Source organism: Streptomyces maremycinicus (assembly GCF_001184025.1).
GTDB classification, from domain to species: Bacteria; Actinomycetota; Actinomycetes; order Streptomycetales; family Streptomycetaceae; genus Streptomyces; species Streptomyces maremycinicus.
Map to the genome: position 1 here is coordinate 556,367 of NZ_BBYG01000008.1, position 26,859 is coordinate 583,225.

Below are 26,859 nucleotides of genomic sequence, written 5' to 3' on the forward strand. Positions count from 1 at the left end.
ACATCTCGGTCTTCACTGCGTACGCTCCTGAATATGGATATGCACACTGTGGTGGTGGGGACGTCCGGCGTGACCGCGTCCGACGTCCTCGCCGTGGCGCGCGGCGGCGCCAGGATCGAGCTCTCCGGGGAGGCGGTGGCGGCCCTCGCCGCGGCCCGCGAGATCGTGGACGCGCTGGCGGCCAAGCCCGAGCCCGTCTACGGCGTCTCCACCGGGTTCGGCGCCCTGGCCACCCGGCACATCAGCCCGGAGCTGCGCGCCCAGCTCCAGCGCAACATCGTCCGCTCGCACGCCGCCGGCATGGGCCCGCGGGTCGAGCGCGAGGTCGTCCGGGCGCTGATGTTCCTGCGGCTCAAGACCGTCTGCTCCGGGCACACCGGCGTCCGGCCCGAGGTCGCGCAGACCATGGCCGACATCCTGAACGCCGGTATCACCCCGGTCGTCCACGAGTACGGCTCCCTCGGCTGCTCCGGCGACCTGGCCCCGCTCTCGCACTGCGCCCTCACCCTGATGGGGGAGGGTGACGCGGAGGGCCCCGACGGCGCCGTACGGCCCGCCGGCGAGCTGCTCGCCGAACACGGCATCACGCCCGTCGAGCTGCGCGAGAAGGAGGGCCTGGCGCTCCTCAACGGCACCGACGGCATGCTCGGCATGCTGGTCATGGCCCTCGCCGACCTCGACATGCTCTACAAGTCCGCCGACGTCACGGCCGCGCTCAGCCTGGAGGCGCTGCTCGGCACCGACAAGGTGCTCGCCCCCGAGCTGCACGCCATCCGCCCGCATCCCGGTCAGGGCGACTCGGCCGCCAACATGCTCGCCGTGCTGGCCGGTTCGGAACTCACCGGCCACCACCAGGACGACGCGCCCCGGGTCCAGGACGCCTACTCGGTGCGCTGTGCCCCGCAGGTCGCCGGCGCCGGCCGCGACACCATGGCGCACGCCCGGCTCGTCGCCGAGCGGGAGCTGGCCTCGGCCGTCGACAACCCGGTCGTCCTGCCCGACGGGCGCGTCGAGTCCAACGGCAACTTCCACGGCGCGCCGGTCGCCTACGTCCTGGACTTCCTCGCCATCGCCGTCGCCGACCTCGCCTCCATCGCCGAGCGGCGCACCGACCGGCTGCTGGACAAGAACCGCAGCCACGGCCTCCCGCCGTTCCTCGCGGACGACGCCGGTGTCGACTCCGGGCTCATGATCGCCCAGTACACGCAGGCCGCGCTGGTCAGCGAGCTGAAGCGGCTGGCCGTACCCGCGTCCGCCGACTCCATCCCGTCCTCCGCGATGCAGGAGGACCATGTGTCGATGGGCTGGTCGGCGGCCCGCAAGCTGCGCACCGCCGTCGACAACCTCACCCGCGTGATCGCCGTCGAGCTGTACGCCGCCACGCGCGGAGTGGAGCTGCGCGAGGGGCTGGCTCCCGCCCGAGCCACCCGGGCGGTCATCGAGGCCGTGCGCGAGGCGGGCGTGCGGGGCCCCGGCCCGGACCGCTTCCTGGCGCCCGACCTCGCGGCGGCGGACGCCTTCGTCCGCGAGGGACGGCTCGTCGCCGCGGTCGAGACGGTCACCGGACCGCTGCGCTAGGTCGGACCGCCGCGCCGGGTCGGACACCGGCTTGCGCGAAGGGCCCCGCCGCGGGATGCGGCGGGGCCCTTCGGTGTGCGCGGGCCAGTCGGCTGCCTCGGCTCGGCTGCCTCGGCTTGGATGCTTCGGTTCGGCTGCCCCGGCTCGGCCGTAGGCTCGGGCGCCCGGGCTCGGGCGCCCCGGCTACTTCAGCTTGGCGACCTGCGCGTCGACCACGGCCGCGGGGACGGTGCCCATGTCGCCGCCCTTCGACATCGCGGCGAAGTTCACCGTGTAGAACGTGGCGATGGTGTTGCCCTTGCGCACCACCGTGGTGTGGAAGGTGGCCGTGCCCGCGCCGTCCATGTCGACGTCCGCGGCGAACGCCACCGTCTCGTCGCCCTTCGCGGCACCCTTGTCCGCGGCGACCTTGGTGACCTTGGTGGTCTCACCCTCCGCCTTCAGGACGTAACCGCCGGCGCAGCCCGTCACGCCGTCGGAGACGGCCTTCATGGCCTTCTCGGCGCCGTCGGCCTCGTACGACGAGAGGCCCACGAAGGTCAGGTCGACGTCGAAGGCGGCCGCGATGTCCTCCGGCTGCGCGGTGGCGCCCGAGGCCTTGTCCTCCGAGACGGTGTTGCTGGCGTTGGCGTCCGTGTCACCCGGGGCGAGAGCGGCCGTGGCCCAGGCCAGCGGGTCGCAGGCCGGCTTGTCGGTCTTCACGGCGGTCTTGGAGGACGGCAGGGTGTCGTCACCCGACTCGGACTTGAAGCCCTTGAGTTCGCCCTGCGCGAGCAGCAGCTTCTCCAGTTCGGCGGTGGTGAGCGCCTTCGCGGCCGGAGCCGACGAGGAGGAGCCGGCGGACGAGGAGGAGGACGCCTTGGAGTCCGCGGAGTCCTTCGACCCGTCGTCCGAACATGCGGTGAGGAGGGAGAGCGACAGTGCGCTAATTGCGGCGGTGGCGCACAGCCGTGCCCCCGGTGATCTCTTCATGAGCGAACTATGAAGAGCCTGTCAAAGGACAGTCAAGTTCATTCAAAAACCCAGGCGTTCCCGGCGAACGGAATAAACCACGAATCCCGCACCGAGCGCGAGGAGGGTGGTGCCGCCGACGACGTACGGGGTCGTGTCGAAACTGCCGGTGTCGGCGAGCCGGACGCCGTCGTCGGCCGTGGTCCCGTCGGCGGTGTCGGCCGCCGTGTCCACCGCCGTTCCGGCCGCCGCCCCGGCCGTGCCGTGGTCGGCTGCGGCGTTGCCCGTGGTGGTGCCGGTCGTGCCGGCGGTCGTGGTCGTCGACGCGGCCCGTGCCTGGGTCGTGATCTGCGTCGTCGTGTCCGTTCTTGCCGGGGTGTCCTGGGACGCGTTCGCGGACGGGACGAACCACAGGGCACCCAGCAGGGTCCCCGCGGCGGTGGCGGTCAGCAACGGACGTCGAGCGGATGACACGGAATATCTATCCCCTTGTGGCGCTGGCGAATTGGCCGTGTGGTCCGATGCTAATGAAAGTCGCGGGTCGCGGGAAAGTTGCGGGAGCTGTGAGCCGTACGCTCCGGCCATGACTACTGAAGAGACATCACGTTTTGTACGGATCAGGGTGGAAGTGCTCCTCGAGGTGCACGACGACATCGCCGTGACGACCGCGGCGCTGCGGCGGATCGCCGACGACGCGGAGCTTCCGGACGCCGAGCGCGCGCACGCCGAGGGTGCTGTGACGGAGGACACCGCGGAGGCCCTCGCCTATCTCGTCGACCCGTTCGACCTGGTGGGGCAGGTGCCCGGGGTGGAACTCCAGCAGGCGTCCTGGTCCAGTGAACGGGTCGACTACGACCCGGATTCGCCGGAGTGGGACCTCGACGAGGATGATGTCGACGAGGATGACGAGGCGGACGGCGAAGAAGGCCGCATCGGCTGACCGTTCCGGGAAACTCGTGACCCCGGACGGCAACCGCCGACCGGGGTTTCCTCGTCTCACCAGACGCACGAACCGACACCCGCACCATCCGCGCCGCGAACGTGGCGTGCCCCACACCTCCGGGAAAGTGGAACGGGGGGAACCGGTCGTAGCGTTGATGTTCTTGACGGGGACTCTCTGGGTTCTGGTATTCGGCAACGATGGAGAAGCGTGTGATGACGGACAGTAGGCGGCGCCGAGGTCTGATGGCCGCGTCCGCACTGCTCGGCGGTGTTCTGGTGCTCTCTGCGTGTTCCGGCAGCGACAGTGACGCGGCCGACGGCGGAGGCAGTTCCTCACAGGCCCAGGCCGACGAGGCGGCGGCCAAGAAGTCCTCCGAGGCCCAGATCAAGATCACACCCGCGGACGGCTCGGACAACGCCTCCATCAACAACTCGGCCGCGGTCACGGTGAGCAAGGGCACGCTCACCACGGTGACGATGACCACCTCCGACGGCACGGCCGTCGAGGGCGCGCTCTCCGCGGACAAGACCAGCTGGAAGCCGAACGCCCAGCTCGAGCGCTCCACCACCTACAAGGTGGCGGCCGAGGCGAAGGACTCCAGCGGCCTCGTGGCGCACGAGAACGCCTCCTTCACCACGGTCTCCCCGGACAACAGCTTCATAGGCAACTTCACGCCGGAGAACGGTTCGACCGTCGGCGTGGGCATGCCGGTGTCGATCAACTTCAACAAGGAGATCACCAACAAGGCGGCCGTGCAGAAGGGCGTCACGGTCACCTCCACCAGCGGTCAGGAGGTCGTCTGCCACTGGTTCTCCACCCAGCGCATGGACTGCCGTCCCGAGGACTACTGGAAGGAGAACTCCACCGTCACGCTGAAGCTCGCGCTCGACGGGGTGGAGGGCGCCGACGGTGTCATCGGTGTCCAGCAGAAGACGGTCACCTTCAAGGTCGGCCGCAACCAGGTCTCCTACGTCGACGCGAAGACCAAGCAGATGAAGGTCACGCACAACGGCGCGGTCATCAAGACCATCCCGATCTCGGCCGGCTCGCCCGACAACAAGACGTACGAGGGCCAGATGGTGATGTCGGAGAAGTTCAAGGAGACGCGCATGAACGGCGCGACCGTGGGCTTCACCGATGACGACGGCAAGGGCGAGTACGACATCAAGGACGTCCCGCACGCCATCCGCCTCACCAACTCCGGCACCTTCGTGCACGGCAACTACTGGGGCGCGAAGTCCATCTTCGGCTCGGTGAACACCAGCCACGGCTGCGTCGGTCTGTCCGACACCAAGGGCGCCAACGACTCGGGCACGGCGGGCTACTGGTTCTACACCAACTCCATCGTCGGTGACGTCGTGGTGGTCAAGAACACCGGCGACAAGACGGTCTCCCCGGACAACGGCCTCAACGGCTGGAACATGGACTGGGCGCAGTGGAAGGCGGGTTCGGCCGTCTGAGGCGGTTCCTGACGGTCGCTCGACAGTCCCCACACAGCTTTACGGTGCCGCCCCCAGGGGCGGCACCGGTGTTTCCGGGGCCGATCACAGCCTTCTCATCGTTCTCTTATTTCGGCCTTATCCTGTCATCACGCGCGGTACCTACCGTGCGGCCATGTTCTTCACCTACCTGAGGCGCGAACTGCGCCGCCGTAGAAAAGCGGCCCTCGTCGTCGCCTCCGGGCTCGCGCTGGGCATCGCGCTGGTCATCGTGGTCACCTCCGTCTCCTCCGGCATGGGGAAGGCCCAGGACAAGGTCCTCCAGTCCCTGTACGGCCTCGGCACGGACATGACCGTCACCAAGGCGGCCTCGCCCGCCGCGAGCGCCTCGGACCGTCCGCGCTTCCAGTTCGACGCGCAGGACGAGGACTCCGACGCCGAGCAGAGCACCGACCGCGTCATGGTGCAGGGCTTCCAGACCCTGTCCACCGCGACCGTCACCAAAGTCGCCGAGCAGGGCGGTGTCTCCGACGCGGTCGGCGGACTGAGCCTCCAAGTGCTGAAGGTCGACGGCCAGTTCACCCGCGGCCAGTTCCAGCAGAACGGCAACGGCGGCCAGCAGGGCGGCGGCGCCGGCGGCAACGGCGGCGGCAGCGGCAGCGGCCAGCCGCAGGGTGAAGTGCGGGGCGGCGGGGCCAACTTCGACGTCAACAGCTACTCCGTCTACGGCACCGACGTCACCCGGCCCGCCCTCGGCCCGCTGACCTCCTCGACGATCACCAGCGGCCGCACCTTCAAGACCACCGAGAACAACGGCAAGGTCGCGATCCTCGACTCGGCGTACGCCAAGGAGAAGTCGCTCAAGGTCGGCTCCACGCTGACCATCAGCAAGGTCAAGTTCTCCGTCATCGGCATCGCCACGGCCGACAGCGGTGACGCCGCCGCCAACGTCTACCTTCCGCTGACCCAGGCCCAGACCCTCAGCGACTCCAAGGACAAGGTCACGACGATCTACGTCAAGGCGACCGACTCCCAGAAGATCGACAGCGTCAAGTCGACGATCCAGAAGAACGTCTCGGGCACGACGGTGACCACCTCCGCCGACCTCGCGGACACCGTCTCCGGCTCCCTCTCCACGGCCTCCTCGCTCGCCACCAACGTCGGCAAGTGGCTGTCCATCGCGGTCCTGATCGCCGCCTTCCTGGTCGCCGGTCTGCTCACCTCCTCGGCGGTCTCCCGCCGCGTCCGCGAGTTCGGCACGCTGAAGGCGCTGGGCTGGAAGTCCGGCCGGGTCACCCGGCAGGTCGTCGGCGAGGCCATGGTCAACGGTCTGCTGGGCGGTGCCCTGGGCATCGCGCTGGGCCTGGCCGGCGCGTACGTCGTGACCGCCATCAGCCCCACCCTCCAGGCCCAGCTGGGCGGCGGCGGTGGTGGCGGCGGCCAGGGCGGCCCCGGCGGTGGCGGCGGCTTCGGCGGCCCCGGTCGCCAGACGGCGGCCAAGACCCTCGACGTGGCGCTGACGGCGCCGGTGAGCGTCACCACGGTGGCCGTCGCGGTGGGTCTCGCCGTGGCCGGCGGTCTGATCGCCGGGGCGTTCGGCGGCTGGCGCGCCTCGCGGCTGCGCCCCGCCGACGCGCTGCGCCGCGTCGAGTAGCCGAACCGCCCCACCCCTCATACGCACACCAGGAGTTGTTGTCCCCATGTACGAACTCAGAGGCGTCACCAAGCGCTACAGCCGGGGCAAGGAGACGGTCCACGCCCTCGCCGGCGTCGACCTGACCATCCCGGACGGCGACCGGCTCGTCATCCAGGGCCCCACCGGCGGCGGCAAGTCCACGCTGCTCCAGATGATCGGCGCGCTCGACCGGCCGTCCGAGGGCGAGATCGTCCTCGACGGCGTCGACCTGGCCAAGCTCTCCGAGGCCCGGCTGACGAAGGTGCGCAGCGAGAACATCGGCTTCGTCTTCCAGTCCTTCAACCTCATCCCGACGCTCAACGCGCAGGAGAACGTCGAGACCGCGCTCGTCCCGCTCGGCGTGAAGGTCAAGGAGCGGCGCGAGCGGGCCGCCGAGGCGCTGCGGTCCGTCGGCCTGGGCGAGCGCCTCGGCCACCTGCCGTCCGAGATGTCCGGCGGCCAGCAGCAGCGCGTCGCGATCGCCCGCGCGCTGGTCAAGCAGCCGAAGGTGCTGCTCGCCGACGAGCCCACCGGCAACCTCGACGAGAGCATGCGCGACGAGATCATGGACGTGCTCCACACCATGTGGAAGGAGCACGGGCTGACCTTCATCATGGTCACCCACGACTCTTCGATCGCGAAGAAGGCCCCGCGGGTGGCGACGATCCGCAAGGGCAAGATCACGGTGAAGGAGAACGCCGCCGCCTCCTGACCCGGCGCTCCTGGGTGCTTGCGACCGGGTGCCCCCACGGGGCCACCCGGCCGCGGGCCACCCGGCCGCGGGCCACCCGGCCGCGGGCCACCCGGCCGCGGGCGGGGCGGCCGGGCGGGCGCGGGTCGGGCGGGGCGTGGCGTGGGTTCGCTGAGCGCTGAGCGAACGGCCGCCGGAAGACGAGCCTCCGGGGGACCGTTCGTGCTTGCGTGGGCCCATGACGGCACCCGAGACACCCACGCCCCGCACCACCGTCGAGTACATCCGGTACCGGATCCCCGAGGACCGGTCCGCGGAGTTCCTGGCCGCGTACAGCCGCGCCGCGCGTGAGCTGGCGGCCTCCCCGCACTGCGTCGACTACGAACTCGCCCGCTGCGAGGAGGACTTCGGGCACTACATCCTGCGGATCACCTGGACGTCGACCGAGGACCACCTGGAGGGCTTCCGCGCCTCGGACCTGTTCCCCGCCTTCCTCGCGGAGATCCGCCCGTACATCGGGCACATCGACGAGATGCGCCACTACAAGGTCACCTCGGTGCGCGGTACGGGCTCCGCCGTGCCCACGCTGTACACCTGGGCGGGCGGCGCCGAGGCCTTCGCCCGGCTCACCGAGGCCTTCTACGCCAAGGTGCTCCAGGACGACCTGCTCGCACCGGTCTTCGCGGGCCTCGCCCCCGAGCACGCCGAGCACGTGGCCCTCTGGCTCGCGGAGGTCTTCGGCGGGCCGCCGGGCTACTCCTCGACCCAGGGCGGGCACAGCCACATGGTCGCCAAGCACTTCGGCCGGGACATCACCGAGCCGCAGCGCCGCCGCTGGGTCAACCTCATCCAGGACGCGGCCGACGAGGCGGGACTGCCGACGGACGCCGAGTTCCGTTCGGCGTTCCTCGCCTACGTGGAATGGGGCACGCGCCTCGCCGTCCACTTCTCCGGCCCCGACGCCAAGCCGCCGTCCGAACAGCCGGTACCGGCATGGGGCTGGGGCGCGGCCCCGCCCTACCAGGGCTGACGACCCCGAAGAGGCAGGCGCGACTCTCGGGCGGACGGGCGCTCGGACACTTGGGTGCTCCGACACTCGGGCACTCGGGCACTCGGGCACTCGGACGCTCGGGTGCTCGAATGCTCCGGTGGAGGCGGTCTCAGGCGGACGGCGCCTGGGAGTCCGCTCCCGCGCGCGTCGCGTCGACGCCCCAGCTCGCCAGCAGCCGCAGCGCCTCCGCAGAGGCCGATCCCGGTTCGGCGTGGTAGGTCACCATCGTCAGTTCGCCGTCGCCCGCCAGCCTGAACCCCTCGAAGTTCAGGGAGAGCTCGCCGACCAGCGGATGCCTCAGCAGCTTCACCCCGTGGCTCTTCTCCTTGACGTCGTGGGTCGCCCACAACCGCCGGAAGTCCTCGCTCTTCACCGACAGCTGCCCCACCAGCGCGGACAGCCGCGGGTCGTCCGGATAGCAGCCCGCGTCCATGCGCAGGGCGCAGACGATGTCGATCGCCTTCTGCTCCCAGTCCACGAAGAGGTCCCGGTACTCGGGGCGCAGGAACACCAGCCGCGCCCAGTTGCGCTCCGCGGGCGGCAGCTCCGCCCAGTCGCCGAAGACCGCCGCCGCCATCCGGTTCCAGCCCAGGATCTCGGTGCGCCGCCCGATGAGGTACGCCGGCACCGAGTCCATCGTGTCCAGCAGCTGCCGCAGCGGCCCCCGCACCTGCTGGGTCGGCGCGGCCTGCTTCTTCTTGTGCTTCGGCTTCGCCAGGTGGGTGAGATGCGCGTGCTCCGCGTCGGAGAGCCGCAGCGCCCTGGCGATGGAGTCCAGCACCTCCGCCGACACGTTCCGCCCGTTGCCCTGCTCCAGGCGCGTGTAATACGCCACCGACACCCCGGCCAGCTGCGCCAGCTCCTCGCGGCGCAGCCCCGGCACCCTGCGGTGCCGTCCGAAGTCCGGCAGCCCCACGTCCTCCGGCTTCAGCCTGGCCCGCCGGGTGCGCAGGAACTCGCTGAGCTCGGCACGCCGGTCCAGGGGGGCTCCTGCGGGTTCGGGGTGTTCGTCCATGCCGTCCAGTATTCCCGGTCGTACGCACACGAGCCTGACCCCGCCAGTGGTAGGCACAGCGAACATACGCAGAGGCGTGACCTGGGTGAATGTTGTGCGGTGGGGCAGGCTGGAGGTCGTACCCGGCCGGAAGGCAGGCCGGAACACGAACCCCTCGCTAGGAGATCCCCGGCATGACCACCGTTTCCGCGTACGCCGCACCCTCCGCCAAGGCTCCGCTGGAGCGCACGACGATCGAACGCCGCGCGGTGCGCGAGTTCGACGTCCTGATCGACATCGAGTTCGCCGGGATCTGTCACTCGGACATCCACCAGGCCCGGGAGGGCTGGGGCGAGGCGATCTTCCCGATGGTGCCCGGCCACGAGATCGCGGGCGTCGTCTCCGAGGTCGGCCCCGGCGTCACCCGGTTCGCCGTCGGCGACCGCGTGGGCGTCGGCTGCCTGGTCGACTCCTGCCGTGAGTGCGACAACTGCAAGGCCGGCCTGGAGCAGTACTGCACCGGCGGCAGCGTCGGCACGTACAACGCCATCGGCAAGGACGGCGAGCCCACCTACGGCGGCTACGCGCAGAAGATCGTCGTGGACGAGAACTACGTCGTCCGCATCCCCGACGGCCTCGCGCTCGACGTCGCCGCGCCGCTGCTCTGCGCCGGCATCACCACGTACTCCCCGCTGAAGCACTGGAACGCCGGCCCCGGCAAGAAGGTCGCGATCCTCGGCATGGGCGGCCTCGGCCACATGGGCGTCAAGATCGCGCACGCCCTCGGCGCCGAGGTGACCGTCCTGTCCCAGTCGCTGCGCAAGAAGGACGACGGCCTGAAGCTGGGCGCCGACCACTACTACGCCACCAGCGACGAGAACACCTTCAAGGAGCTGAAGGGCACCTTCGACCTCATCCTCTCGACGGTCTCCGCCCCGCTGAACCTGGACGCCTACCTGTCCCTCCTCAAGACCGACGGCGCCTTCGTGAACGTCGGCGCGCCCGAGGAGCCCGTCGCCCTCAACCTGTTCTCGGTGATCGGCGGCCGCAAGACCCTGGCCGGCTCCGGCATCGGCGGCATCCAGGAGACCCAGGAGATGCTGGACTTCTGCGCCGAGCACGGCTTCGGCGCCGAGATCGAGCTGATCAGCGCCGACCAGATCAACGAGGCGTACGAGCGGGTGCTCGCCAGCGACGTCCGCTACCGGTTCGTCATCGACACGTCGACGATCTGACGGACCTCGCGGATCCGGCGACGGACCTCACGGGTCTCGTGACGGACCTCGCGGATCCGGTGACGGACCTCGCGACGGGCTAGCGGCTCCCCGAGCGTGAGAGGGCCCCCGGCGAGTCCCGCCGGGGGCCCTCAAGGCTTCAGCCCACGGGCCTCGGGCGCCGGGCCCCAGCTCACGGGCCTCGGGCGCCGGGCCCCAGCTCACGGGCCTCGGGCGCCGGGCCCCAGCCCACGAGCCTCGGGCGCCGGGCCCCAGCCCACGAGCCTCGGGCGCCGGGCCCCAGCCCACGAGCCTCGGGCGTCAGGCCGCCCGGGCCCACGGCCCCGGGCGTCAGGCTTCACGCCACGGGGAACGACTCGCCGTCGCCGTAGGACCGCACGAGGACTCCGCCGCCCGGAGCGGGGCGCACGGAATGAGCGCGGCCGCGTCCGGCCACCCGTGCGCGGCCGTGGCCCCCCTCGCCCCCGACCTCCACCAGCGTGTTCTCGTCGATGGCCACCCCGTGCGCGAGCCGTCCGTCCGCCACGACGGCGGCGAGCCGCCCCAGCGTCCCCCACTGCGCGGCATGGTTGTCCACCGCGAACGGCACGAGCCCGAGCCCCGGCCGCACCTCGAGCTCCTCAAGATCCTCGGCGGTGTCCGGCGGACAGATGGCGATCCCGTCCATCAGCCATCCCCCGACCAGCGCGTCCCGCCCCGCGAGCGCGGCCCCCGCGGAGAACCCGGCGTAGGGCAGCCCGCGCTCGCGCAGCAGCGAGGACAGCGCACCGGAGGCCTCGGCGAGCGCCTCCTGGTACGCGGGTGTCAGCCCGCCGCAGACGAACACGCCGGCCACGTCCCGCGTGACCGCGCCGAGCTCGAACCGCTCGCCGACCGGCACCGGACACGGCACCGGCGTACAGTCCCCGGCCTTGCGCAGGGCGGCGTCGTACCGGGCGAACTGCTCGGCTCCGTCGCCCTCGTCGACGATCACGCACAGGAGGCGGGGTGCCGTCCCGGAGCCGGACCCCGACGCCTCCGACGCGGCGCGGGCGGCACGCAGGAACGGCCCGTGGACGACGTCGGCGACCGTCTCCTCCCACCCCCCGCCGATCAGGAACACCCGGCCACCACTGCTCTTCGTACCGCTGCTCACGCGCGCTTCCTCCTGGGGCTCATGGACGACGACTGGGGCCAGTGACTCACGACCGACTCACGACTGACCCACGTAACTCACGACGGTCGCCGGGCCCGTCGGGTTCACCCCTTGCCCGAGCCCAGTGCCCTGAGTCCCGCGCGCCTTCCCCTTCACCCACCGGCCCGGAGCCCCTGGAGACCGTCGTAGGCGGCCATCACGATGTCCAGTCCGCGGGTGTCCTCCGCCGGTTCGCGCATCTGGTTGGTCACGTACGCCACCACCATGCGGGACTCGGGCTCGATCATGACCGTCGAGCCTCCCCAGCCGCCCCACCCGTAGGTGCCGCCGAACCGTCCGTAGCCCAGACCCCAGCTGATCGGCATGCCCAGTACCCGGTCCTCGCCGCTGAACTGCTCCTCCCAGGCCCGGTCACAGCCCGCCCTCGACAGCAGCCGCACCCCGCGGACCGAACCGCCGCAGGCCATCGCCGACTGGACCAGGGCGACCGAGCGGGCGTTGCCGAAGCCGCTCGCCGCCGGGATCTGCGCCCGGCGCCAGGCCATGCCGTTGCCGTCGCGGAGCCGTATCGCGGTCGGGGCGGTCGGGGAGCCCGAGTCGGTCGAGTCGGCCGGGGCGGTCGGGGAGCCGGGCCTCGGGGCCCTGCGGGCCGCGCCCGCGGTGTAGTCCTCGTCCCGGCCCGGTGGCGGGACCGTCGGCGCCACCCGGTGATCGTGTTCGGCCGGCAGCCCCATACGGAAGTCCGCGCCCAGCGGTCCGGCGATCTCGTCGGCGAAGAACGCGCCAGGGCTCCGGCCGGTGATCCGGCGTAGGACCTCGCCCACCAGGAATCCCTGGGTGAGCGAGTGGTACCCGGCCGCGCTGCCCGGCTCCCACTGCGGAGCCTGCGCGGCGAGCCGCGCCGTGGCGGCCGGCCAGTCGTAGATCTCCGCCACCGGCCCTTCCCAGTCGGGCAGCCCGGCGGTGTGCCACAGCAGGTGCCGCACCAGGACCGCCTCCTTGCCCGCCGCGGCGAACTCCGGCCAGTACCGGGTCACCGGCGCGTCCGGATCGAGCTCGCCCCGGTCGATCAGGACCAGCGCGCACAGCGCCGTCATCGTCTTCGTCACCGACCAGACGTTGACGAGGGTGTCGCGCTGCCAGGGGATACCGCGCGCCGGGTCGGCGACACCGCCCCAGACGTCCACCACCGGCTCGCCGTCCACGAAGACGGCCACCGAACCGCCGACGTCCCCGCCGTCCAGCAGCGTGGCCAGCGCGGTGGGCACGGCGGTGAACAGGTCGTCGTAGGAGCCCTGAAGGTCAGCCATGCCCGCCATTGAGCCCCCATCGGAGGACCGGCGGCAACCGAATTCCGGCGCCCCCGCGCGCTACGGTCCGTAACCGCCCGTCGGGGCGCGGGGCGCCGGGGGCTCCGCCGGCGGGGAGGCGTGCGCGCCCATGTCGAGACGGAACGGCGGGTACGCGTCGGTCATCAGCGCCGCGTAGGCGGCCACGCGGGCGACCCAGCGGGCCAGGCCGAGCAGGAAGTCGAACAGGTGCACCGGGTACCGGCCGGTGAACGCCAGGATGATCACGGCGACGAAGGACAGGAAGTAGACGAGCCCACCGCCGTGCCAGTAGTCCGACCCGCCCCAGCCCCAGCCCCAGTCGCCGACGAACATCCCCACGACGATGTACTGCGGAATGGCCAGCAGCCACCACTTCACCAGCACCAGACCGCGCGACAGCCGCTCGGGATACGCGACGTCGAAATGCGCCGGGTAGTCGGCCACCTCGGCCAGGGTGAAGGGCGGGTACCGGTCCGTACCGAGCGCGGCGTGGGCGTAGTAGGCGACACGCCAGTTCCAGCGCATGACCCCGACGTTGAAGTCGAAGAGCGAGCGGGGGTACCGGGCCGTGAACAGGATCGCGAAGAACGCGATGAGGGTCACGAAGGAGAACGCGATCCACAGGAAGAACAGCACGATGTAGTGCGGGATGGCGAGGAACCACTTCACCAGCCACATCCATCGGGACAACCGGGGATCGAGGAACCCCTCGAGACGCACAGGAGACACGGTGACCGGAGTCATGGGGACCAGCTCCGTTCCCTGATCATGATTTCAGCCTCGCACAGCCGAAGAGGCCCCGCGACCGGTGCGTTTCACCCGCCTCACCCGATGCGGGTCCACTCGGTTCGGGTACCGCTCCCCGGCGCGGTCCTGGTCATCCTCCGGTCACCTTTACCTGCGGGGATGGCTCGATCGGGCTTCCTCGACGAGTCCGCGAAGTGCGACACCATCCCATTGGGCTCGGGGAGGGCTGGCTCGACGGGTCCTGGGATGATTGCGTGCATGCCAGTGGACTGGTCTCGTCTTGAGCACGCATATGGCTCTGCCGCCGATCTCCCGCAGCTGCTTGAGCAGGTGGGTGATCCTGAGCTGGCTGACGAGGCCTGGGAGGAACTGGCGTCTGCTCTCTACCACCAGGGCTCGGTCTACACGGCCAGCTTCGCGGCCATTCCCGCTCTGGCCGACATCGCCGCGGGCCATAGCCCCGGCGATCACCGGCTGGCGCTGTTGCTGGCTGGTCGTATCGTCGCCGCGGAACAGCAGATTCACGAACCCGGCTACGTTCAGACGCACTGTCCGGACGCGATCGCCGAGTTGCACAGGCTGACTCTTCAGTGCCTGATGGCATCGCCGTTCGAGGGGGACGAGGAGGACTATCTCTACACGCTGGAGGACCTGTTGGCCTTCGAGGGGGTACCGGTATGGCGGTGCTGCCTGCTTCGAAGCTCCTACGAGGTGCAATGCCCGGCCTGCTCGCAGAACCTGAAGATCGACTTCTACGCGCAGCCGCCCGGCACTCGCCGCCTGGACCCGAACGAGGGCGTGCGATTCATCGGCGACGAGGGCCCGCCCCTGACCGGGATCCATCGCGCGGTGCCTGCCGACCTCCCACCGCTGGGGGCTCGACTGTATGCCGTGGCTGTAGAGGCCGGGCAGTCGACGGTCGCTGAGCACTTGACCCGTCTCCATGGCCGCGCGACATGTCCCGACTGAACAACAGAGTTCTCCGTGCCCCAGCAGATCGAGGACGCGGTGCGTGGCCGTACCCCCATGCTCCGGTCCACGACCGACCCTTCGTCACGGTGACCACACTGGATCTGACAGCTGAGCGCGACCGCGCGCGACTGACATATCTCGGAGCATCCGAATGACGAACGCTGCCGGCACGGCCGCGCGCGGCGAGGGTGGCCTCCACGCTGCTGTCTAGCGCCGCAGATGGCTCAGCGTGGTCTCCGGGGCCGGGTAGGGGCGCTCGGTCGGCAACAGGGTGGCCGCACGGTCGAGTTCACCGGCGCGCACCTGCTCGTGGACGTCCCTGGCCAGCGGGGTGACGTCCTCGATCCCGACGATCCAGTCGTCCGCGTATCGCGCGGTCGCCTCGCCCGCCAGCCCCAGCTGGAGCGAACGGTAGGGAAGGGGGGCGAGACGCAGGTCCCGCTCCGGATCCCACTGCACCCGTGCCGGCGCCCGCCTCAACTGTCGTTTCCACTCGGCCTGATCGCCGTGCACGTCCGGGACGTAGTGCGACAGGCAGGCGTGCCGCAGGGCCCACTCGAAACCCTCCCGGCTGATCTCCACCGCGAGAACGGTCTCCTGACCCTCCTTCAGCCCCCACCCGCAGCGGTACATCATCCACAGGAACGACGGCTTGATCCACGTCATCCTGTCCCGCTTCCAGGCGCCGGAGAAACGGCCGTCGCGGACGGCGGGGCGGCCGATCTTCGGGGAGTACGCCTGGTAGACGGTGATCGTGGAGTCCGTGTAGGTCGCACGGATCCCGTGGCGCGGTTCTTCCATGGCGTACAGCGTGGGGGTCCTTCGGGGCGGGTGGCCACTGATTTTCGCCGGCCGTGACGGCGAGTACGGCATCGGCGGCACACCGGCGCCGGGGGAGCTGTCCGCCGGCAGGCCGGTGGTGTACCCAGGCCGCTCTGAGTAGGTGCGCTCATGTCCGGCGGGGCCTCGCGCGGCGAGTATCGGTGCAGCGGCGCAGGTGTGGCGCGCCGGTCCGATCCAGCTGAGTCAGTTACGGAGAATCCCATGTCCCGTCGTATCGCTCTGTCCGTCGCCGCCGGTGTGGTCGTCCTCGGTGGTGCCGGTGCCGGTGCCTTCGCTCTCGCCTACGCCGGGGAGCAGCCTCCGGCGCTGGCGGACAGCACGGCCCGCTACACCGCCCCCGACGGCGCCCGCGACGGCTCGTTGTCCTTCGTCACCGACGTCACGGCGTCCTCCGGGGTCAAGAGCGTCAAGGTGCTGGCGTGGCCGGAGGACTCGGCCTTCGCCGAGCAGAAGCTGACGAGCGAGGACATGGCCGCCGCGGAGTCGGCCGTCTGCACTCCCTCCGGCGGGGACACCGTGCACTGCGTCTACACCGTCAGGGTCACCGGTGCCGACGCCGAGTCCTCCCCGCGCGGCGCCTGGCACGTCGCCGTCCTGGCCACCGCGAAGGACGGCACCACGACCCTGAACACGGAGGCGGCCGACTTCTCCGTCCGGTGATGCCCCGTCCGCAGTCCCGCGCGACGTGACTCTCCGCCCGGTGATTCTCCGCGGGGTGGCGCGGCGGAGCCCGTGTCTGTACGGCGGTGCTAGGTCGGGGCCGTACGGCGGTGCTAGGACGGGGCCGGGGCCGTGTTCGCGTCGTCGGACCCCGGGTGGGACGGGTCCCGGAGTTGCTCGCGTACGTAGTTCCAGACCACCGCGATCAGCGCGGCGACCGGGACGGCGAGCAGGCTGCCCACGATGCCGGCGAGGTTGCCGCCCAACGTCACCGCCAGCAGGACCACCGCCGCGTGGATGCCGAGGCCACGGCTCTGGATCATGGGCTGGAAGACGTTGCCCTCGAGCTGCTGGACCACGACGATGATGGCCAGCACGATCAGCGCGTCCGTCAAACCGTTGGAGACCAGCGCGATGAGCACCGCGACGAAACCGGCGAACAGCGCTCCGATGATCGGCACGAAGGCCGAGACGAAGGTCAGCACCGCCAGCGGGAGCACGAGCGGTACGTCCAGGATCCACAGGCCGAGGCCGATCAGCACGGCGTCGAGCAGGCCGACGGCCGCCTGGGAGCGTACGAACGACCCCAGCGCGTCCCAGCTGCGCGCGGCCACGGTCGGGACGTCGGTGGCGAGCCGGCCCGGCAGCTGATCGGCGAGCCACGGCAGGAAGCGCGGGCCGTCCTTGAGGAAGAAGAACATCAGGAAGAGGGCCAGGACGGCGGTGACCAAGCCGTTCACCACGGTGCTCACGCCCGTGACGACCGCGCCGACCATGCTGCCGAGGCCGTCCTGCGCACGCGAGACCGCGCTGTCGAAGGCCTTGTTGATCTGGGCGTCACCGATGTTCAACGGCGGTCCGGCGGCCCACTCGCGCAGCTTCTGGATGCCGTCGACCACGCCGTCGGTCAAGTCGCCGGACTGGGATGCCACCGGTACCGCGATCAGTGCCACGACGCCCAGGGCGACCAGCAGGAACAGCACGGTCACGACCGATGCGGCCAGGGCGGGCTTCCACCCGCGGCGCCGCAGGAATCGGGTCGGTGGCCAGGTCAGCGTGGTCAGCAGCAGACCGACCACGAGGGGCCAGACCACCGACCACATACGGCCCAGGATCCACAGGGCCACCGCGAGCATCACGAATATGAGCAGCAACTCGGCGGAGGCCCGCGCCGTCGTGCGGAGCGCGGCGCGGGCTCTTGTGGAACTCAGGGTGGCGGTCACGGATGCACCCTATGGGTACGCACGCCGTAGTACTCCTACCGGTCCTGCTACCGGTCCTGCCGACATCGCCGCTCACCGGCCGACGGCCGGCCCGCGGGTCACGGGGCCGGGGCCACGCCGGTCGGGCAGGACACCCCCGGGTCGGTCCCGGGCGAGGTGTTCAGCTCGATGCCCGTGCCGCCCGTCCCGCAGTATCCGCGCGGGTTCTTGGCGTCCGAGAGGTACTGCTGGTGGTAGGTCTCGGCCGGGTAGAACGGCCGATCGGAGGCGGGGCGGATCTCCGTGGTGATCGGGCCGTGGCCCGAGGCGGTGAGGAGTCGTTGGTACGAGGCCCGGGAGTACTCGGCCTCGGTGGCCTGGGCCGGGGAGTGGGTGTAGATCGCGGAGCGGTACTGGCTGCCGACGTCGTTGCCCTGGCGGAAACCCTGGGTGGGGTCGTGGGACTCCCAGAACGTCTTCAGCAGGCGCCCGTAGGAGATCACCGACGGGTCGAAGACCACACGGACGACCTCCGTGTGGGCGGTCAGGCCCGAGCAGACCTCCTCGTACGTGGGGTATGCGGTGTGGCCGCCCTGGTAGCCGACCAGGGTCGTCCACACACCTGCCGGGAGCCGCCAGAACGTGCGTTCCGCGCCCCAGAAGCAGCCCAGGCCGAAGTCGGCGACATCGAGGCCCGCGGGGTAGGGGCCGAGGAGCCGGTTGCCGAGGACCGTGTGGCGGTCGGTGACGGAGTACACCGGCCCCGGACGGCCTTCCAGCGCCTGTTCGGCCGTGGGCAGTCCGGGTGCGATGTGGTGCGGGTCGTGGAGCGTGCCGTGGGGTGGGCCGTGGTGCGTGCCGTGGTGCGGGAACATGCGGTCTCCAGGGGGGCGCCGAGGGTGCGTGCCGGTCAACGTGCGCACGGGGCGGGGGATTCCGCGGGCCTCGCGCCGGATCCTGGGCGCGGCTGCCGCCCGCCCGCCCCGGTGTCGCCCGCCGCACTGACGCGGAGCCGTTCGCGCGGGCGCGCGGCCGCCTCAGTGCGGCAGTGTCGCCGGGCTGCCGCCGTTCGCCTCGTAGCCCGCCACCGCCAGTGCCCGGTAGACCGCGAACTCGCCGGCCGGGTCGGGGGAGAGGGTCCACGGGAGGGCGCCCACATGGCCGTCCACGTGTATGAGCTGGCTCATCGCCTCCGACCAGCGCTCGGCGCGCACCAGGAAGAAGATCAGCAGATGGCGGACGTGCGCCAGCATCGGGTCGTCGGGACGGGCCGCGTGCACCGCGAACAGCGCGCCGTGCATCGCCTTCGTCACGACCTCGCTCTGGTAGAAGCCGCTGACCAGATTCACCTCGGGGAGGTGCTCGAAGACCGCGAACAGCGGGATGGCGGCGAGGAGGGAGCCCTGGGGGGCTCGCGCGGCCGCCGCCTCCGCGAAGGAGTTCGCCAGTTCGCGCGAGCCGTGCCACTTCTCGCACCAGTAGTGCAGGGCCGCGAGATGCGCCCCCATGTGCGCCGGTGCGCGGTCCAGGATCTTCAGCCAGAGCTGCTCGAACTCCTTCTGCGAGTACTCGAGACCGCGGGCCACCGACAACTCGACGATGTACGGGATCGGGTCACCCGGGGCGAGCAGCGCCGCCTGACCGCAGGCGTCCTTCGCCTCCTCCATGATGATCCGGAAGTCGTCCGTGCCCCGCGTCGACGTCCGCCACGCCTGCTGCACCAGGAACTCCGCGTGCACCGCCGCGCCGCCCGCGTCCTTCGGCGCCTCCGTGCGCCACACCCGCAGCCACTGTCCGCCCGGCGTCTCGCCGACCCCGCCCGGCCGCTGCTGGAGTTCCAGCGCCGCCGCGCCCGCGAAGGCCTGCACGCGCTGCCAGCGCAGCTCGCCCTCCGCCTCCGTGCCGGCCAGCAGCTGCTGCGCGGCCCGGTAGTCCTGCGTGCGCTGCACCACGTCCAGGACGTCCAGCAGGTCCTGGTCGGGGCCGGGCATGCGGATGTCCAGTTCCTCCGTGCGCACGAAACCGTAGGTCTCGGGGTCCGCGGCGTCCGGATGGCCCGCCGGGACCTGTTCGATCATGCCGCGCCTGCGCCGCAGGAACGGCAGCAGCACGAAGCCGATCAGGACCAGCGCCATCAGGACGAACAGAATCTCCATGTCTCAAGCGAACCAGACCGCGCCGACAATTGGCCAACCCACCCCCGCACCTGTGGAAAACCGCCCCGGGACCGGCCGCCCACCACCGTCCGCCACCTCCCGTCCCGGCCCGTGCGCCACCTCCCGTCCCGGCCCGTGCGCTACGCCCGTCCCGGCCCGTCCGCTCCGGCCGTCGCGGGCCGCGGGCTCCCGCCGTCCCGGGCCGCGCGCTCCCGCCGTCCCGCAGCAGGCCCGCAGGCGGACTACGCTCGGTGCTCATGAGCGACAGGCACATCAGTCAGCACTTCGAGACCCTCGCGATCCACGCGGGCAACACCGCCGATCCCCTCACCGGCGCGGTGGTCCCGCCCATCTACCAGGTCTCGACCTACAAGCAGGACGGCGTCGGCGGGCTGCGCGGCGGATACGAGTACAGCCGCAGCGCCAACCCGACCAGGACCGCCCTGGAGGAGAACCTCGCCGCCCTGGAGGGCGGCCGTCGAGGTCTCGCGTTCGCTTCCGGACTGGCGGCCGAGGACTGCCTGTTGCGTACGCTGCTCAGCCCGGGTGACCACGTGGTGATCCCGAACGACGCCTACGGCGGCACGTTCCGGCTCTTCGCGAAGGTCGTCGCCCGCTGGGGTGTGGAGTGGTCGGTCGCCGACACCGGCGACGCCGCCGCCGTGCGGGCCGCGATCACCCCGAAGACCAAGGCCGTGTGGGTGGAGACCCCCTCCAACCCGCTCCTCGGCATCACCGACATCGCCGCCGTCGCCCAGGTCGCCCGGGAGGCGGGCGCCCGTCTCGTCGTCGACAACACCTTCGCCACCCCGTACCTCCAGCAGCCGCTGGCGCTCGGCGCGGACGTCGTGGTGCACTCCCTGACCAAGTACATGGGCGGTCACTCGGACGTCGTCGGCGGCGCGCTGGTCACCGGCGACGCGGAGCTGGGCGAGGAGCTGGCGTACCACCAGAACGCGATGGGCGCGGTCGCCGGGCCCTTCGACTCCTGGCTGGTGCTGCGCGGCGCGAAGACGCTGTCGGTGCGCATGGACCGGCACAGCGAGAACGCCACCAAGGTCGCCGACATGCTGACCCGGCACGGGCGCGTGACGAAGGTGCTGTACCCGGGTCTGCCCGACCACCCGGGGCACGAGGTCGCGGCCAAGCAGATGCGGGCGTTCGGCGGCATGATCTCCTTCCGGGTCGCCGGGGGCGAGGAGGCGGCCGTCGAGGTGTGCAACCGCGCCAAGGTGTTCACCCTCGGTGAGTCGCTGGGCGGCGTCGAGTCCCTCATCGAGCACCCGGGCCGCATGACGCACGCGTCCGTGGTCGGCTCGGCGCTGGAGGTCCCCGGTGACCTCGTCCGGCTCTCCGTCGGCATCGAGAACATCGACGATCTTCTCGCCGACCTCCAGCAGGCCCTCGGCCGGTAGGTCCCCGGCCGGCCGGTCCTGGGCCGTTCGTCGGCCTTCGGGGTCACCAGCCGGTGAGCGGTGGAGTCGTCTGCGACGGCGGCTCCACCCACGGCTGGGCGACCACCGCCCAGACCGTGAAGGCCACCGCGGCCGCGCACAGCAGCAGCCACAGCAGCCGCCGGGCGGCCGTCCGGCGGCGCAGTATGCGCCCGCCCCGGCGTACCACGTCCGCGTGCAGTTCCGTGGGCACGTGCGGCGCGGTCCGCTCCATGATCTGCCGTACGGCCGCCTCCCGCTGGAGCCGGTTCACGACGTCACCGCCTTCGCCCGGCTCACGGTCGGCGCCGGGCCCCTCGGCGGATGCAGAAGCGTCGCCGTCGCCCGGTCGCAGACCGTGCGGATCCGTTCCGTCGGCAGGCCGAGCAGGGCCGCCACCTGTTCCTCGGCGACGCCCTCGTAGAGCCTCAGGACCAGGACCAGGCGTTCCTGGGGGGTGAGCCGTGCCAGCGGGCCCGCGGCGACGGGCGGTCGGCCGCGGCCCAGGGGCAGAGCGGTGTACCGGTGCCACGCGCTGTGAGCGAAGCGGATGGCCAGATACTCGCGGGCCCGGTCGTAGGGGTCCTCGCCGTGCAGCCGGTCCCAGCAGGCGTACGTGTGTGCGAGGGCCAGTGTCAGCAGGCGCCGCGCGCGCGGGTTGTCGGCGGGTTCCTCCGCCGTGAGCAGGGTGGCGGCGTGCAGCAACCGCCCGCCCGCTCCGGCGACGAACGCCTCGAACTCCCGTGCCCGGCGGGCTTCCTGGGCCGTACGCCTCTCTCGCACACCGAGCCTCCCGCCTGACGGCGTCCCCCTGGAGGGCCATACGCCCCGGTCTCATATGAGGCCAGGGGCGGGCTTTCGGTCAAGAGCCGCGCACGGCCGCCGGAAAGTCGCCGCACGCGCGTGCGGCCCGTTCAGGAGGCGGCCGACGACGGCTCCGCGCCCGGTACGCCCTGGGCCGCCATCCGGGAGGACAGCGCGGTGTTGAAGCGGGTGAGGAGATCACAGAAGGCCTCGCGCTCCTCGGGGGCCCAGTCGTCCGTCAGCTCGGCCATCAACTGGCGCCGGGAGGACCGCACTTCCTCCAGCCGGGACTGCCCGCGCGGGGACAGCTGGAGCACCACGGCCCGTCCGTCCTCGGGGTGCGAGGTCCGCTTGACCAGGCCGGTGTCGACGAGCGGAGCCACCTGCCGGGTGACGGTGGACGAGTCGATGCCCATGCTCGCGGCGAGCGCCTTGACGCCCATCGGGCCTTCGTTGTCGAGGCGGTTGAGCAGCAGGTACGCGGCGCGGTCCATGGAGTTGCGCACCTGTCCGACGCCGCCGAGCCGGGTCTGTTCGGCACGGCGGGCGAACACCGCGACCTCGTGCTGCAAGGTGTCGAGAAGACCGGTGTCACCGACGGTCGTCATGTCCATCGACATTTCAGGTGTTGTGGGCATGGCCGGGGGCTCACTTCATGAAGGGGCTGCTGGAATGGGGGACAGAGTACGCGGCCGGAAGGCGGGTCGTACCGACGCTGCGGAAACCGGTCTCGGAGGTTGGTCACAGCGGTCGTGGCCGCCTGTGAACTGCGATGCTGGAGTCATGAGCTACCGCACGGCTGACTCCTTGCGTCCCGTCACCCTCGACGATGTGCGCGGGGCCCAGAAGATGCTGTCGGGCGTCGCGCGGACGACCGCGATGGAGGGCAGCAGGCACCTGTCCCAGCTGGTCGGGGCGCCGGTGCACTTCAAGTGCGAGAACCTCCAGCGGACGGGGTCGTTCAAGCTGCGCGGCGCGTATGTCCGGATCGCCGGGCTGCTGCCGGAGGAGCGGGCCGCCGGGGTGGTCGCGGCGAGCGCGGGCAACCACGCGCAGGGTGTGGCGCTGGCCTCGTCGGTGCTGGGTGTGCGCTCCACGGTGTTCATGCCCCGGGGCGCTCCGCTGCCGAAGATCAGTGCCACCCGTGAGTACGGCGCCGAGGTGCGTCTGCACGGTCAGGTCGTCGACGAGACGCTGGCCGCGGCGCAGGAGTACGCGGCCGGGACGGGTGCGGTGTTCATCCACCCCTTCGACCACCCCGACATCATCGCTGGTCAGGGCACGGTCGGCCTGGAGATCCTGGAGCAGTGCCCGGAGGTGCGCACGATCGTCGTCGGGATCGGCGGCGGCGGGCTGGCCGCGGGCATCGCGGTCGCGGTGAAGGCGCTGCGGCCGGACGTGCGGATCGTCGGGGTGCAGGCGGCGGGGGCCGCGGCGTACCCGCCCTCGCTGGCGGCCGGGCGGCCGGTGTCGATCAGCACCCCGGCGACGATGGCCGACGGCATCAAGGTCGGCCGGCCCGGTGACGTGCCGTTCTCCCTCGTCGGCGATCTGGTGGACGAGGTACGCACGGTGACGGAGGACGAGCTGGCCGCGGCGCTGCTGCTGTGCCTGGAGCGGGCCAAGCTGGTCGTCGAGCCGGCCGGGGCGAGCCCGGTGGCCGCGCTGCTGAGCGCGCCGGACGCCTTCGAGGGCCCGGTGGTGGCGGTCCTGTCCGGCGGCAACGTCGACCCGGTGCTGATGGAGCGCGTCCTGCGGCACGGCATGGCGGCGCAGGGGCGCTACCTGGCCGTACGCCTGCGGCTGACGGACCGGCCGGGCGCCCTCGCCGCGCTGCTGGGGGCGTTGTCAGTGGTCGACGCTAACGTCTTGGACGTGAGCCATCTGCGGACGGACCCCCGTCTCGGGCTGACCGAGGCGGAGGTCGAGCTGCACCTGGAAACGAAGGGACCGGAGCACTGCGCCGAGGTCGGCCGAGTTCTGCGCGAGGCCGGTTACACCGTCATCGACTGACGTCGACCGGCGACGTCGCCCGGCGTGGACCGGCGTCGCCCGGCGCAGACAGGGCATCGGCCGAGGTCGAGGGGCTCCCGGACTCCTCCCGCACCCCGCGGGGGCCCCGGCCGGTGGGGGGCTGTCACTCGTTCGAGAAAGACCGTTGTGACACGCGATACATCGCGTTATGGTGTGTCCCGCGCCACTCCCCTCACCTTTCATGGGGCGGAACGAAAAGTACAAACCTAGGCTTTCCGAAGAATCCTCAATGACGTGGAGACTGATATGCCAGGTGCCATCTACGCCGAAGGCCTGGTGAAGACCTTCGGCGACGTAAAGGCTCTGGACGGCGTGGACCTGGACGTCCCGGAGGGCACGGTCCTCGGCCTGCTCGGGCCGAACGGAGCGGGCAAGACCACCACGGTCCGCTGTCTGACCACGCTCCTGCGCCCCGACCGCGGCCGGGCCGTGGTCGCCGGCCTGGACGTGCTCAAGCACCCCAACGAGGTCCGCCGTGCCATCGGCCTGTCCGGCCAGTTCGCGGCGGTCGACGAATACCTCACCGGCCGCGAGAACCTCCAGATGGTCGGCCGGCTCTACCAGATGAAGGCGGGCGCGGCGAAGGCCCGGGCCGCCGAACTGCTCGACCAGTTCGGCCTCACGGAAGCCGCCGACCGCACGGCCAAGACGTACTCCGGCGGTATGCGCCGCCGGCTGGACCTGGCAGCGGCCCTGGTCGTCTCACCGCCCGTCATGTTCATGGACGAGCCGACGACCGGCCTCGACCCGCGCAACCGGCAGATGCTGTGGGAGGTGATCAAACGCCTCGTCTCCGGCGGCACCACGCTGCTGCTCACCACGCAGTACCTCGAGGAGGCCGACCACCTCGCGCACGACATCGCGGTCGTCGACCACGGCCGGGTGATCGCCCGCGGTACCTCCGACCAGCTCAAGGCACGCACCGGCGGAGAGCGTGTGGAGGTCGTGGTGCACGACCGCGAACACATCGCGACGGCCGCGGAGGTACTGACCGGCTTCGGCAAGGGCGAGACCACCGTCGAGCAGCACACCCGCAAGCTCACGGTGCCCGTGGCCGGCGGCGCCAAGCTCCTCGCCGAGGTCATCCGTGAGCTCGACAGCCGAGGCATCGAGATCGACGACATCGGCCTGCGCCGCCCCACCCTCGACGACGTCTTCCTGTCCCTGACGGGGCACGTCGCCGAGATCAAGGCCGAGGAGAACGACGAGGACCGTCGGACCGGCCGGCGTGCTCCCGGCAGTACGACCGCGAAGAGCGAGAGGGAGACCGTCGAATGAGTGCCGTCACCGACGCCGTGCGCGGCGCGGCGCCCAAGCCCGCCCATCCGCTCGGCCAGTCCGTCCGCGACTCGCTGGTCATCGCGAAGCGCAACCTGATCCGGATGTCCCGCATCCCGGAGATGGTCATCTTCGGGCTCATCCAGCCGATCATGTTCGTGGTGCTGTTCACCTACGTGTTCGGCGGGTCCATGCAGATCGGCGGCAGCACGAGCGCCACCGACTACACGAACTTCCTGATGGCGGGCATCTTCGCGCAGACCGTCACCTTCGCCACCGCGGGAGCCGGTGCCGGCATCGCCGACGACATGCACAAGGGCCTCATCGACCGGTTCCGCTCGCTGCCCATGGCGCGTGGCGCGGTGCTCACCGGGCGCACCCTCGCCGACCTGGTGCAGACGGCGCTCACCCTGCTGGTCCTGGCGGTGGTCGCCCTCCTGGTCGGCTGGCGGGTCGGGTCCGACGGGAACACCGACGCGGGCCGGGTCCTGGGTGCCTTCGGGCTGCTGCTCCTGCTCGGCTACGCCTTCACCTGGATCGGTGCCCTGATCGGCCTGAGCGTCCGCACCCCCGAGGCGGCCACCTCCGGCGGACTGATCTGGCTCTTCCCGGTGACCTTCATCTCCAACGCGTTCGTGGACACCAGCAACATGACGCCCTGGCTGCGCCACATCGCCGAGTGGAACCCGTTCAGTGCCACGGTCCAGGCCTGCCGGGTGCTCTTCGCGAACCCGGGCCAGTCCTCGTCCGACGCCTGGCCCATGCAGCACCCGGTCTGGGCCTCGCTGATCTACTCGGTGCTGATCGTCCTGATCTTCCGGACGCTGGCGGTCCGCAAGTACCGCTCGGCCACGGCCTGAGCCCGCCGGAGCACGGCACGGCCCCCGGGGCGCGACGCAGCCCCGGTGCACCACACAGCCGGCGGCGGCACCACACCGCGCCCGGGGGCGCAGCGAAGCCCCCGGTGGCATGACGAAGCCCCCGGCGGTATGGGCGCCGGGGGCCGGTCACAGCGGGGGCGACGACGGACAGGGGACCGTCAGCCGCTGTAGGCCTCGGCCTTGAGGATCCGTACGGAGGCCTTCTTGCCGTTGGGCAGCTCGTACTCCGCGTCCTCGCCGACCTTGTGGCCGATCACGCCGGTGCCCAGCGGGGACTGGGGCGAGTAGGTCTCGATGTCCGAGCTCGCGTACTCGCGAGAGGCGAGCAGGAAGGTCATGGTGTCGTCCTCGTCGCCGTCGAAGGCGATCGTCACGACCATGCCCGGCGCCACCGCGCCGTCCGCGGAAGCCGGGGCCTCGCCGACCTTGGCGTTGTCGAGGAGCTGGGTCAGCTGGCGCACACGAAGCTCCTGCTTGCCCTGCTCCTCCTTGGCCGCGTGGTACCCACCGTTCTCACGCAGGTCCCCCTCCTCGCGCGCTGCCGCGATCTTGGCGGCGATCTCCGTGCGCGCAGGACCAGTAAGGTACTCAAGCTCGACCTTGAGCTTGTTGTACGCCTCCTGGGTCAGCCAGGTGACGGACTCGCTGGTCTGGGTCACAGGTGCTCCTCGTCGGTACTGGGAATACAAAGCATCGCCCTACCAAAAGCATGTTCCTCAGGTGATGGGCGAAACCACGAGCCTAACAATTCAGGGGCCGAAGGGGGAGGACATAAGCCATCAGAATTACGTCGACGCAGGTCAGCGCCCACGTATTGCGGGGGATC

General features: G+C 71.1%; 27 protein-coding genes. 13 read left to right on the forward strand and 14 right to left on the reverse strand.

Annotated elements, in window-relative coordinates; translation table 11 throughout:
- Positions 1-39 precede the first annotated feature (39 nt).
- Entirely contained in the window at positions 40-1,578 is a 1,539-nt protein-coding gene (hutH, locus tag AOQ37_RS02640) for a histidine ammonia-lyase (protein WP_062640668.1), read from the forward strand.
- A 183-nt stretch (positions 1,579-1,761) separates the two neighbouring features.
- On the opposite strand, the gene AOQ37_RS02645 is transcribed toward hutH, so the two are convergent.
- Both AOQ37_RS02645 and AOQ37_RS02650 read right to left on the reverse strand, forming a co-directional pair.
- Complete coding sequence (locus AOQ37_RS02645; RefSeq protein WP_062640670.1) at positions 1,762-2,550, reverse strand: hypothetical protein; 789 nt, start codon at positions 2,548-2,550, stop codon at positions 1,762-1,764.
- Between the two features lie 42 nt (positions 2,551-2,592).
- The gene (locus AOQ37_RS02650) at positions 2,593-3,003 is read right to left on the reverse strand and encodes an LPXTG cell wall anchor domain-containing protein (protein WP_062640672.1); all 411 of its coding nucleotides are present in this window, start codon (positions 3,001-3,003) and stop codon (positions 2,593-2,595) included.
- A gap of 109 nt (positions 3,004-3,112) precedes the next feature.
- Here AOQ37_RS02650 and AOQ37_RS02655 point away from each other — a divergent pair, with 109 nt between their 5' ends.
- The 5 genes from AOQ37_RS02655 (at position 3,113) to AOQ37_RS02675 (ending at position 8,307) form a co-directional block, all read left to right on the forward strand.
- Positions 3,113-3,469, forward strand: coding sequence for a hypothetical protein (locus tag AOQ37_RS02655; protein ID WP_062640674.1), 357 nt, complete (start codon positions 3,113-3,115; stop codon positions 3,467-3,469).
- A gap of 200 nt (positions 3,470-3,669) precedes the next feature.
- The gene (locus AOQ37_RS02660; RefSeq protein ID WP_062640676.1) at positions 3,670-4,932 is read left to right on the forward strand and encodes a L,D-transpeptidase; all 1,263 of its coding nucleotides are present in this window, start codon (positions 3,670-3,672) and stop codon (positions 4,930-4,932) included.
- Positions 4,933-5,086: 154 nt separating this feature from the next.
- Positions 5,087-6,565, forward strand: coding sequence for an ABC transporter permease (locus AOQ37_RS02665; RefSeq protein ID WP_062640678.1), 1,479 nt, complete (start codon positions 5,087-5,089; stop codon positions 6,563-6,565).
- Positions 6,566-6,611: 46 nt separating this feature from the next.
- Positions 6,612-7,298, forward strand: a complete 687-nt coding sequence (locus AOQ37_RS02670) for an ABC transporter ATP-binding protein (protein ID WP_062640679.1) — start codon at positions 6,612-6,614, stop codon at positions 7,296-7,298.
- Positions 7,299-7,515: 217 nt separating this feature from the next.
- Positions 7,516-8,307, forward strand: coding sequence for a group II truncated hemoglobin (locus AOQ37_RS02675; RefSeq protein WP_062640681.1), 792 nt, complete (start codon positions 7,516-7,518; stop codon positions 8,305-8,307).
- A 130-nt stretch (positions 8,308-8,437) separates the two neighbouring features.
- On the opposite strand, the gene AOQ37_RS02680 is transcribed toward AOQ37_RS02675, so the two are convergent.
- Entirely contained in the window at positions 8,438-9,343 is a 906-nt protein-coding gene (locus AOQ37_RS02680; RefSeq protein ID WP_062640682.1) for a helix-turn-helix domain-containing protein, read from the reverse strand.
- A gap of 173 nt (positions 9,344-9,516) precedes the next feature.
- On the opposite strand from AOQ37_RS02680, the gene AOQ37_RS02685 reads away from it, so the two are divergent.
- Positions 9,517-10,557 carry an NAD(P)-dependent alcohol dehydrogenase gene (locus AOQ37_RS02685; protein WP_062640684.1) on the forward strand — a complete coding sequence of 347 codons (1,041 nt, stop codon included), beginning with the start codon at positions 9,517-9,519 and terminating at the stop codon, positions 10,555-10,557.
- Positions 10,558-10,894: 337 nt separating this feature from the next.
- On the opposite strand, the gene AOQ37_RS02690 is transcribed toward AOQ37_RS02685, so the two are convergent.
- From AOQ37_RS02690 to AOQ37_RS02700, 3 genes are all read right to left on the reverse strand, one after another.
- Positions 10,895-11,692, reverse strand: a complete 798-nt coding sequence (locus tag AOQ37_RS02690) for a Type 1 glutamine amidotransferase-like domain-containing protein (RefSeq protein WP_062640686.1) — start codon at positions 11,690-11,692, stop codon at positions 10,895-10,897.
- 152 nt (positions 11,693-11,844) lie between these two features.
- Entirely contained in the window at positions 11,845-13,002 is a 1,158-nt protein-coding gene (locus AOQ37_RS02695; RefSeq protein ID WP_062641405.1) for a serine hydrolase domain-containing protein, read from the reverse strand.
- Positions 13,003-13,062: 60 nt separating this feature from the next.
- Positions 13,063-13,767 carry a DUF4389 domain-containing protein gene (locus AOQ37_RS02700; RefSeq protein ID WP_062640688.1) on the reverse strand — a complete coding sequence of 235 codons (705 nt, stop codon included), beginning with the start codon at positions 13,765-13,767 and terminating at the stop codon, positions 13,063-13,065.
- A gap of 261 nt (positions 13,768-14,028) precedes the next feature.
- On the opposite strand from AOQ37_RS02700, the gene AOQ37_RS02705 reads away from it, so the two are divergent.
- Positions 14,029-14,739 carry a hypothetical protein gene (locus AOQ37_RS02705; RefSeq protein ID WP_159401284.1) on the forward strand — a complete coding sequence of 237 codons (711 nt, stop codon included), beginning with the start codon at positions 14,029-14,031 and terminating at the stop codon, positions 14,737-14,739.
- Positions 14,740-14,949: 210 nt separating this feature from the next.
- Here AOQ37_RS02705 and AOQ37_RS02710 read toward each other — a convergent pair whose 3' ends face one another.
- Complete coding sequence (locus tag AOQ37_RS02710; RefSeq protein ID WP_062640692.1) at positions 14,950-15,543, reverse strand: DUF4291 domain-containing protein; 594 nt, start codon at positions 15,541-15,543, stop codon at positions 14,950-14,952.
- A 243-nt stretch (positions 15,544-15,786) separates the two neighbouring features.
- Between AOQ37_RS02710 and AOQ37_RS02715 the strand changes: the two genes are divergently transcribed.
- Positions 15,787-16,245, forward strand: a complete 459-nt coding sequence (locus AOQ37_RS02715) for a DUF5707 domain-containing protein (protein ID WP_062640694.1) — start codon at positions 15,787-15,789, stop codon at positions 16,243-16,245.
- 113 nt (positions 16,246-16,358) lie between these two features.
- Here the strand turns inward: AOQ37_RS02715 and AOQ37_RS02720 are convergent, their stop codons facing one another.
- From AOQ37_RS02720 to AOQ37_RS02730, 3 genes are all read right to left on the reverse strand, one after another.
- Positions 16,359-17,468 carry an AI-2E family transporter gene (locus tag AOQ37_RS02720; protein WP_062640696.1) on the reverse strand — a complete coding sequence of 370 codons (1,110 nt, stop codon included), beginning with the start codon at positions 17,466-17,468 and terminating at the stop codon, positions 16,359-16,361.
- Positions 17,469-17,566: 98 nt separating this feature from the next.
- Positions 17,567-18,322, reverse strand: coding sequence for a peptide-methionine (S)-S-oxide reductase MsrA (gene msrA / locus AOQ37_RS02725; protein WP_078889948.1), 756 nt, complete (start codon positions 18,320-18,322; stop codon positions 17,567-17,569).
- 162 nt (positions 18,323-18,484) lie between these two features.
- Positions 18,485-19,603: a hypothetical protein gene (locus AOQ37_RS02730; RefSeq protein WP_062640698.1), complete on the reverse strand. Its 1,119-nt coding sequence runs from the start codon at positions 19,601-19,603 to the stop codon at positions 18,485-18,487.
- Between the two features lie 257 nt (positions 19,604-19,860).
- On the opposite strand from AOQ37_RS02730, the gene AOQ37_RS02735 reads away from it, so the two are divergent.
- Positions 19,861-21,018 carry a cystathionine gamma-synthase gene (locus tag AOQ37_RS02735; protein WP_062640700.1) on the forward strand — a complete coding sequence of 386 codons (1,158 nt, stop codon included), beginning with the start codon at positions 19,861-19,863 and terminating at the stop codon, positions 21,016-21,018.
- 43 nt (positions 21,019-21,061) lie between these two features.
- Here AOQ37_RS02735 and AOQ37_RS41035 read toward each other — a convergent pair whose 3' ends face one another.
- From AOQ37_RS41035 to AOQ37_RS02750, 3 genes are all read right to left on the reverse strand, one after another.
- Positions 21,062-21,310 (reverse strand): hypothetical protein, encoded by a 249-nt coding sequence (locus AOQ37_RS41035; protein WP_062640702.1) that lies wholly within the window; start codon positions 21,308-21,310, stop codon positions 21,062-21,064.
- Positions 21,307-21,819 (reverse strand): sigma factor-like helix-turn-helix DNA-binding protein, encoded by a 513-nt coding sequence (locus AOQ37_RS02745; protein WP_062640704.1) that lies wholly within the window; start codon positions 21,817-21,819, stop codon positions 21,307-21,309. Before AOQ37_RS02745 ends, AOQ37_RS41035 begins: the two co-directional genes overlap by 4 nt.
- 131 nt (positions 21,820-21,950) lie before the next feature.
- A complete protein-coding gene (locus AOQ37_RS02750; RefSeq protein ID WP_062640706.1) occupies positions 21,951-22,460 on the reverse strand; it encodes a MarR family winged helix-turn-helix transcriptional regulator in 510 nt (169 codons plus the stop codon).
- 163 nt (positions 22,461-22,623) lie between these two features.
- Between AOQ37_RS02750 and ilvA the strand changes: the two genes are divergently transcribed.
- From ilvA to AOQ37_RS02765, 3 genes are all read left to right on the forward strand, one after another.
- A complete protein-coding gene (gene ilvA / locus AOQ37_RS02755) occupies positions 22,624-23,853 on the forward strand; it encodes a threonine ammonia-lyase (RefSeq protein ID WP_062640708.1) in 1,230 nt (409 codons plus the stop codon).
- A 267-nt stretch (positions 23,854-24,120) separates the two neighbouring features.
- Entirely contained in the window at positions 24,121-25,152 is a 1,032-nt protein-coding gene (locus tag AOQ37_RS02760; protein WP_062640710.1) for an ATP-binding cassette domain-containing protein, read from the forward strand.
- On the forward strand, positions 25,149-26,012 hold the full coding sequence (locus AOQ37_RS02765) for an ABC transporter permease (RefSeq protein ID WP_062640712.1): 864 nt from the start codon (positions 25,149-25,151) through the stop codon (positions 26,010-26,012). The genes AOQ37_RS02760 and AOQ37_RS02765 overlap by 4 nt, the downstream gene beginning before the upstream one ends.
- 179 nt (positions 26,013-26,191) lie before the next feature.
- On the opposite strand, the gene greA is transcribed toward AOQ37_RS02765, so the two are convergent.
- Positions 26,192-26,692, reverse strand: coding sequence for a transcription elongation factor GreA (gene greA / locus AOQ37_RS02770; protein WP_062640713.1), 501 nt, complete (start codon positions 26,690-26,692; stop codon positions 26,192-26,194).
- Between the last annotated feature and the right edge of the window lie 167 nt (positions 26,693-26,859).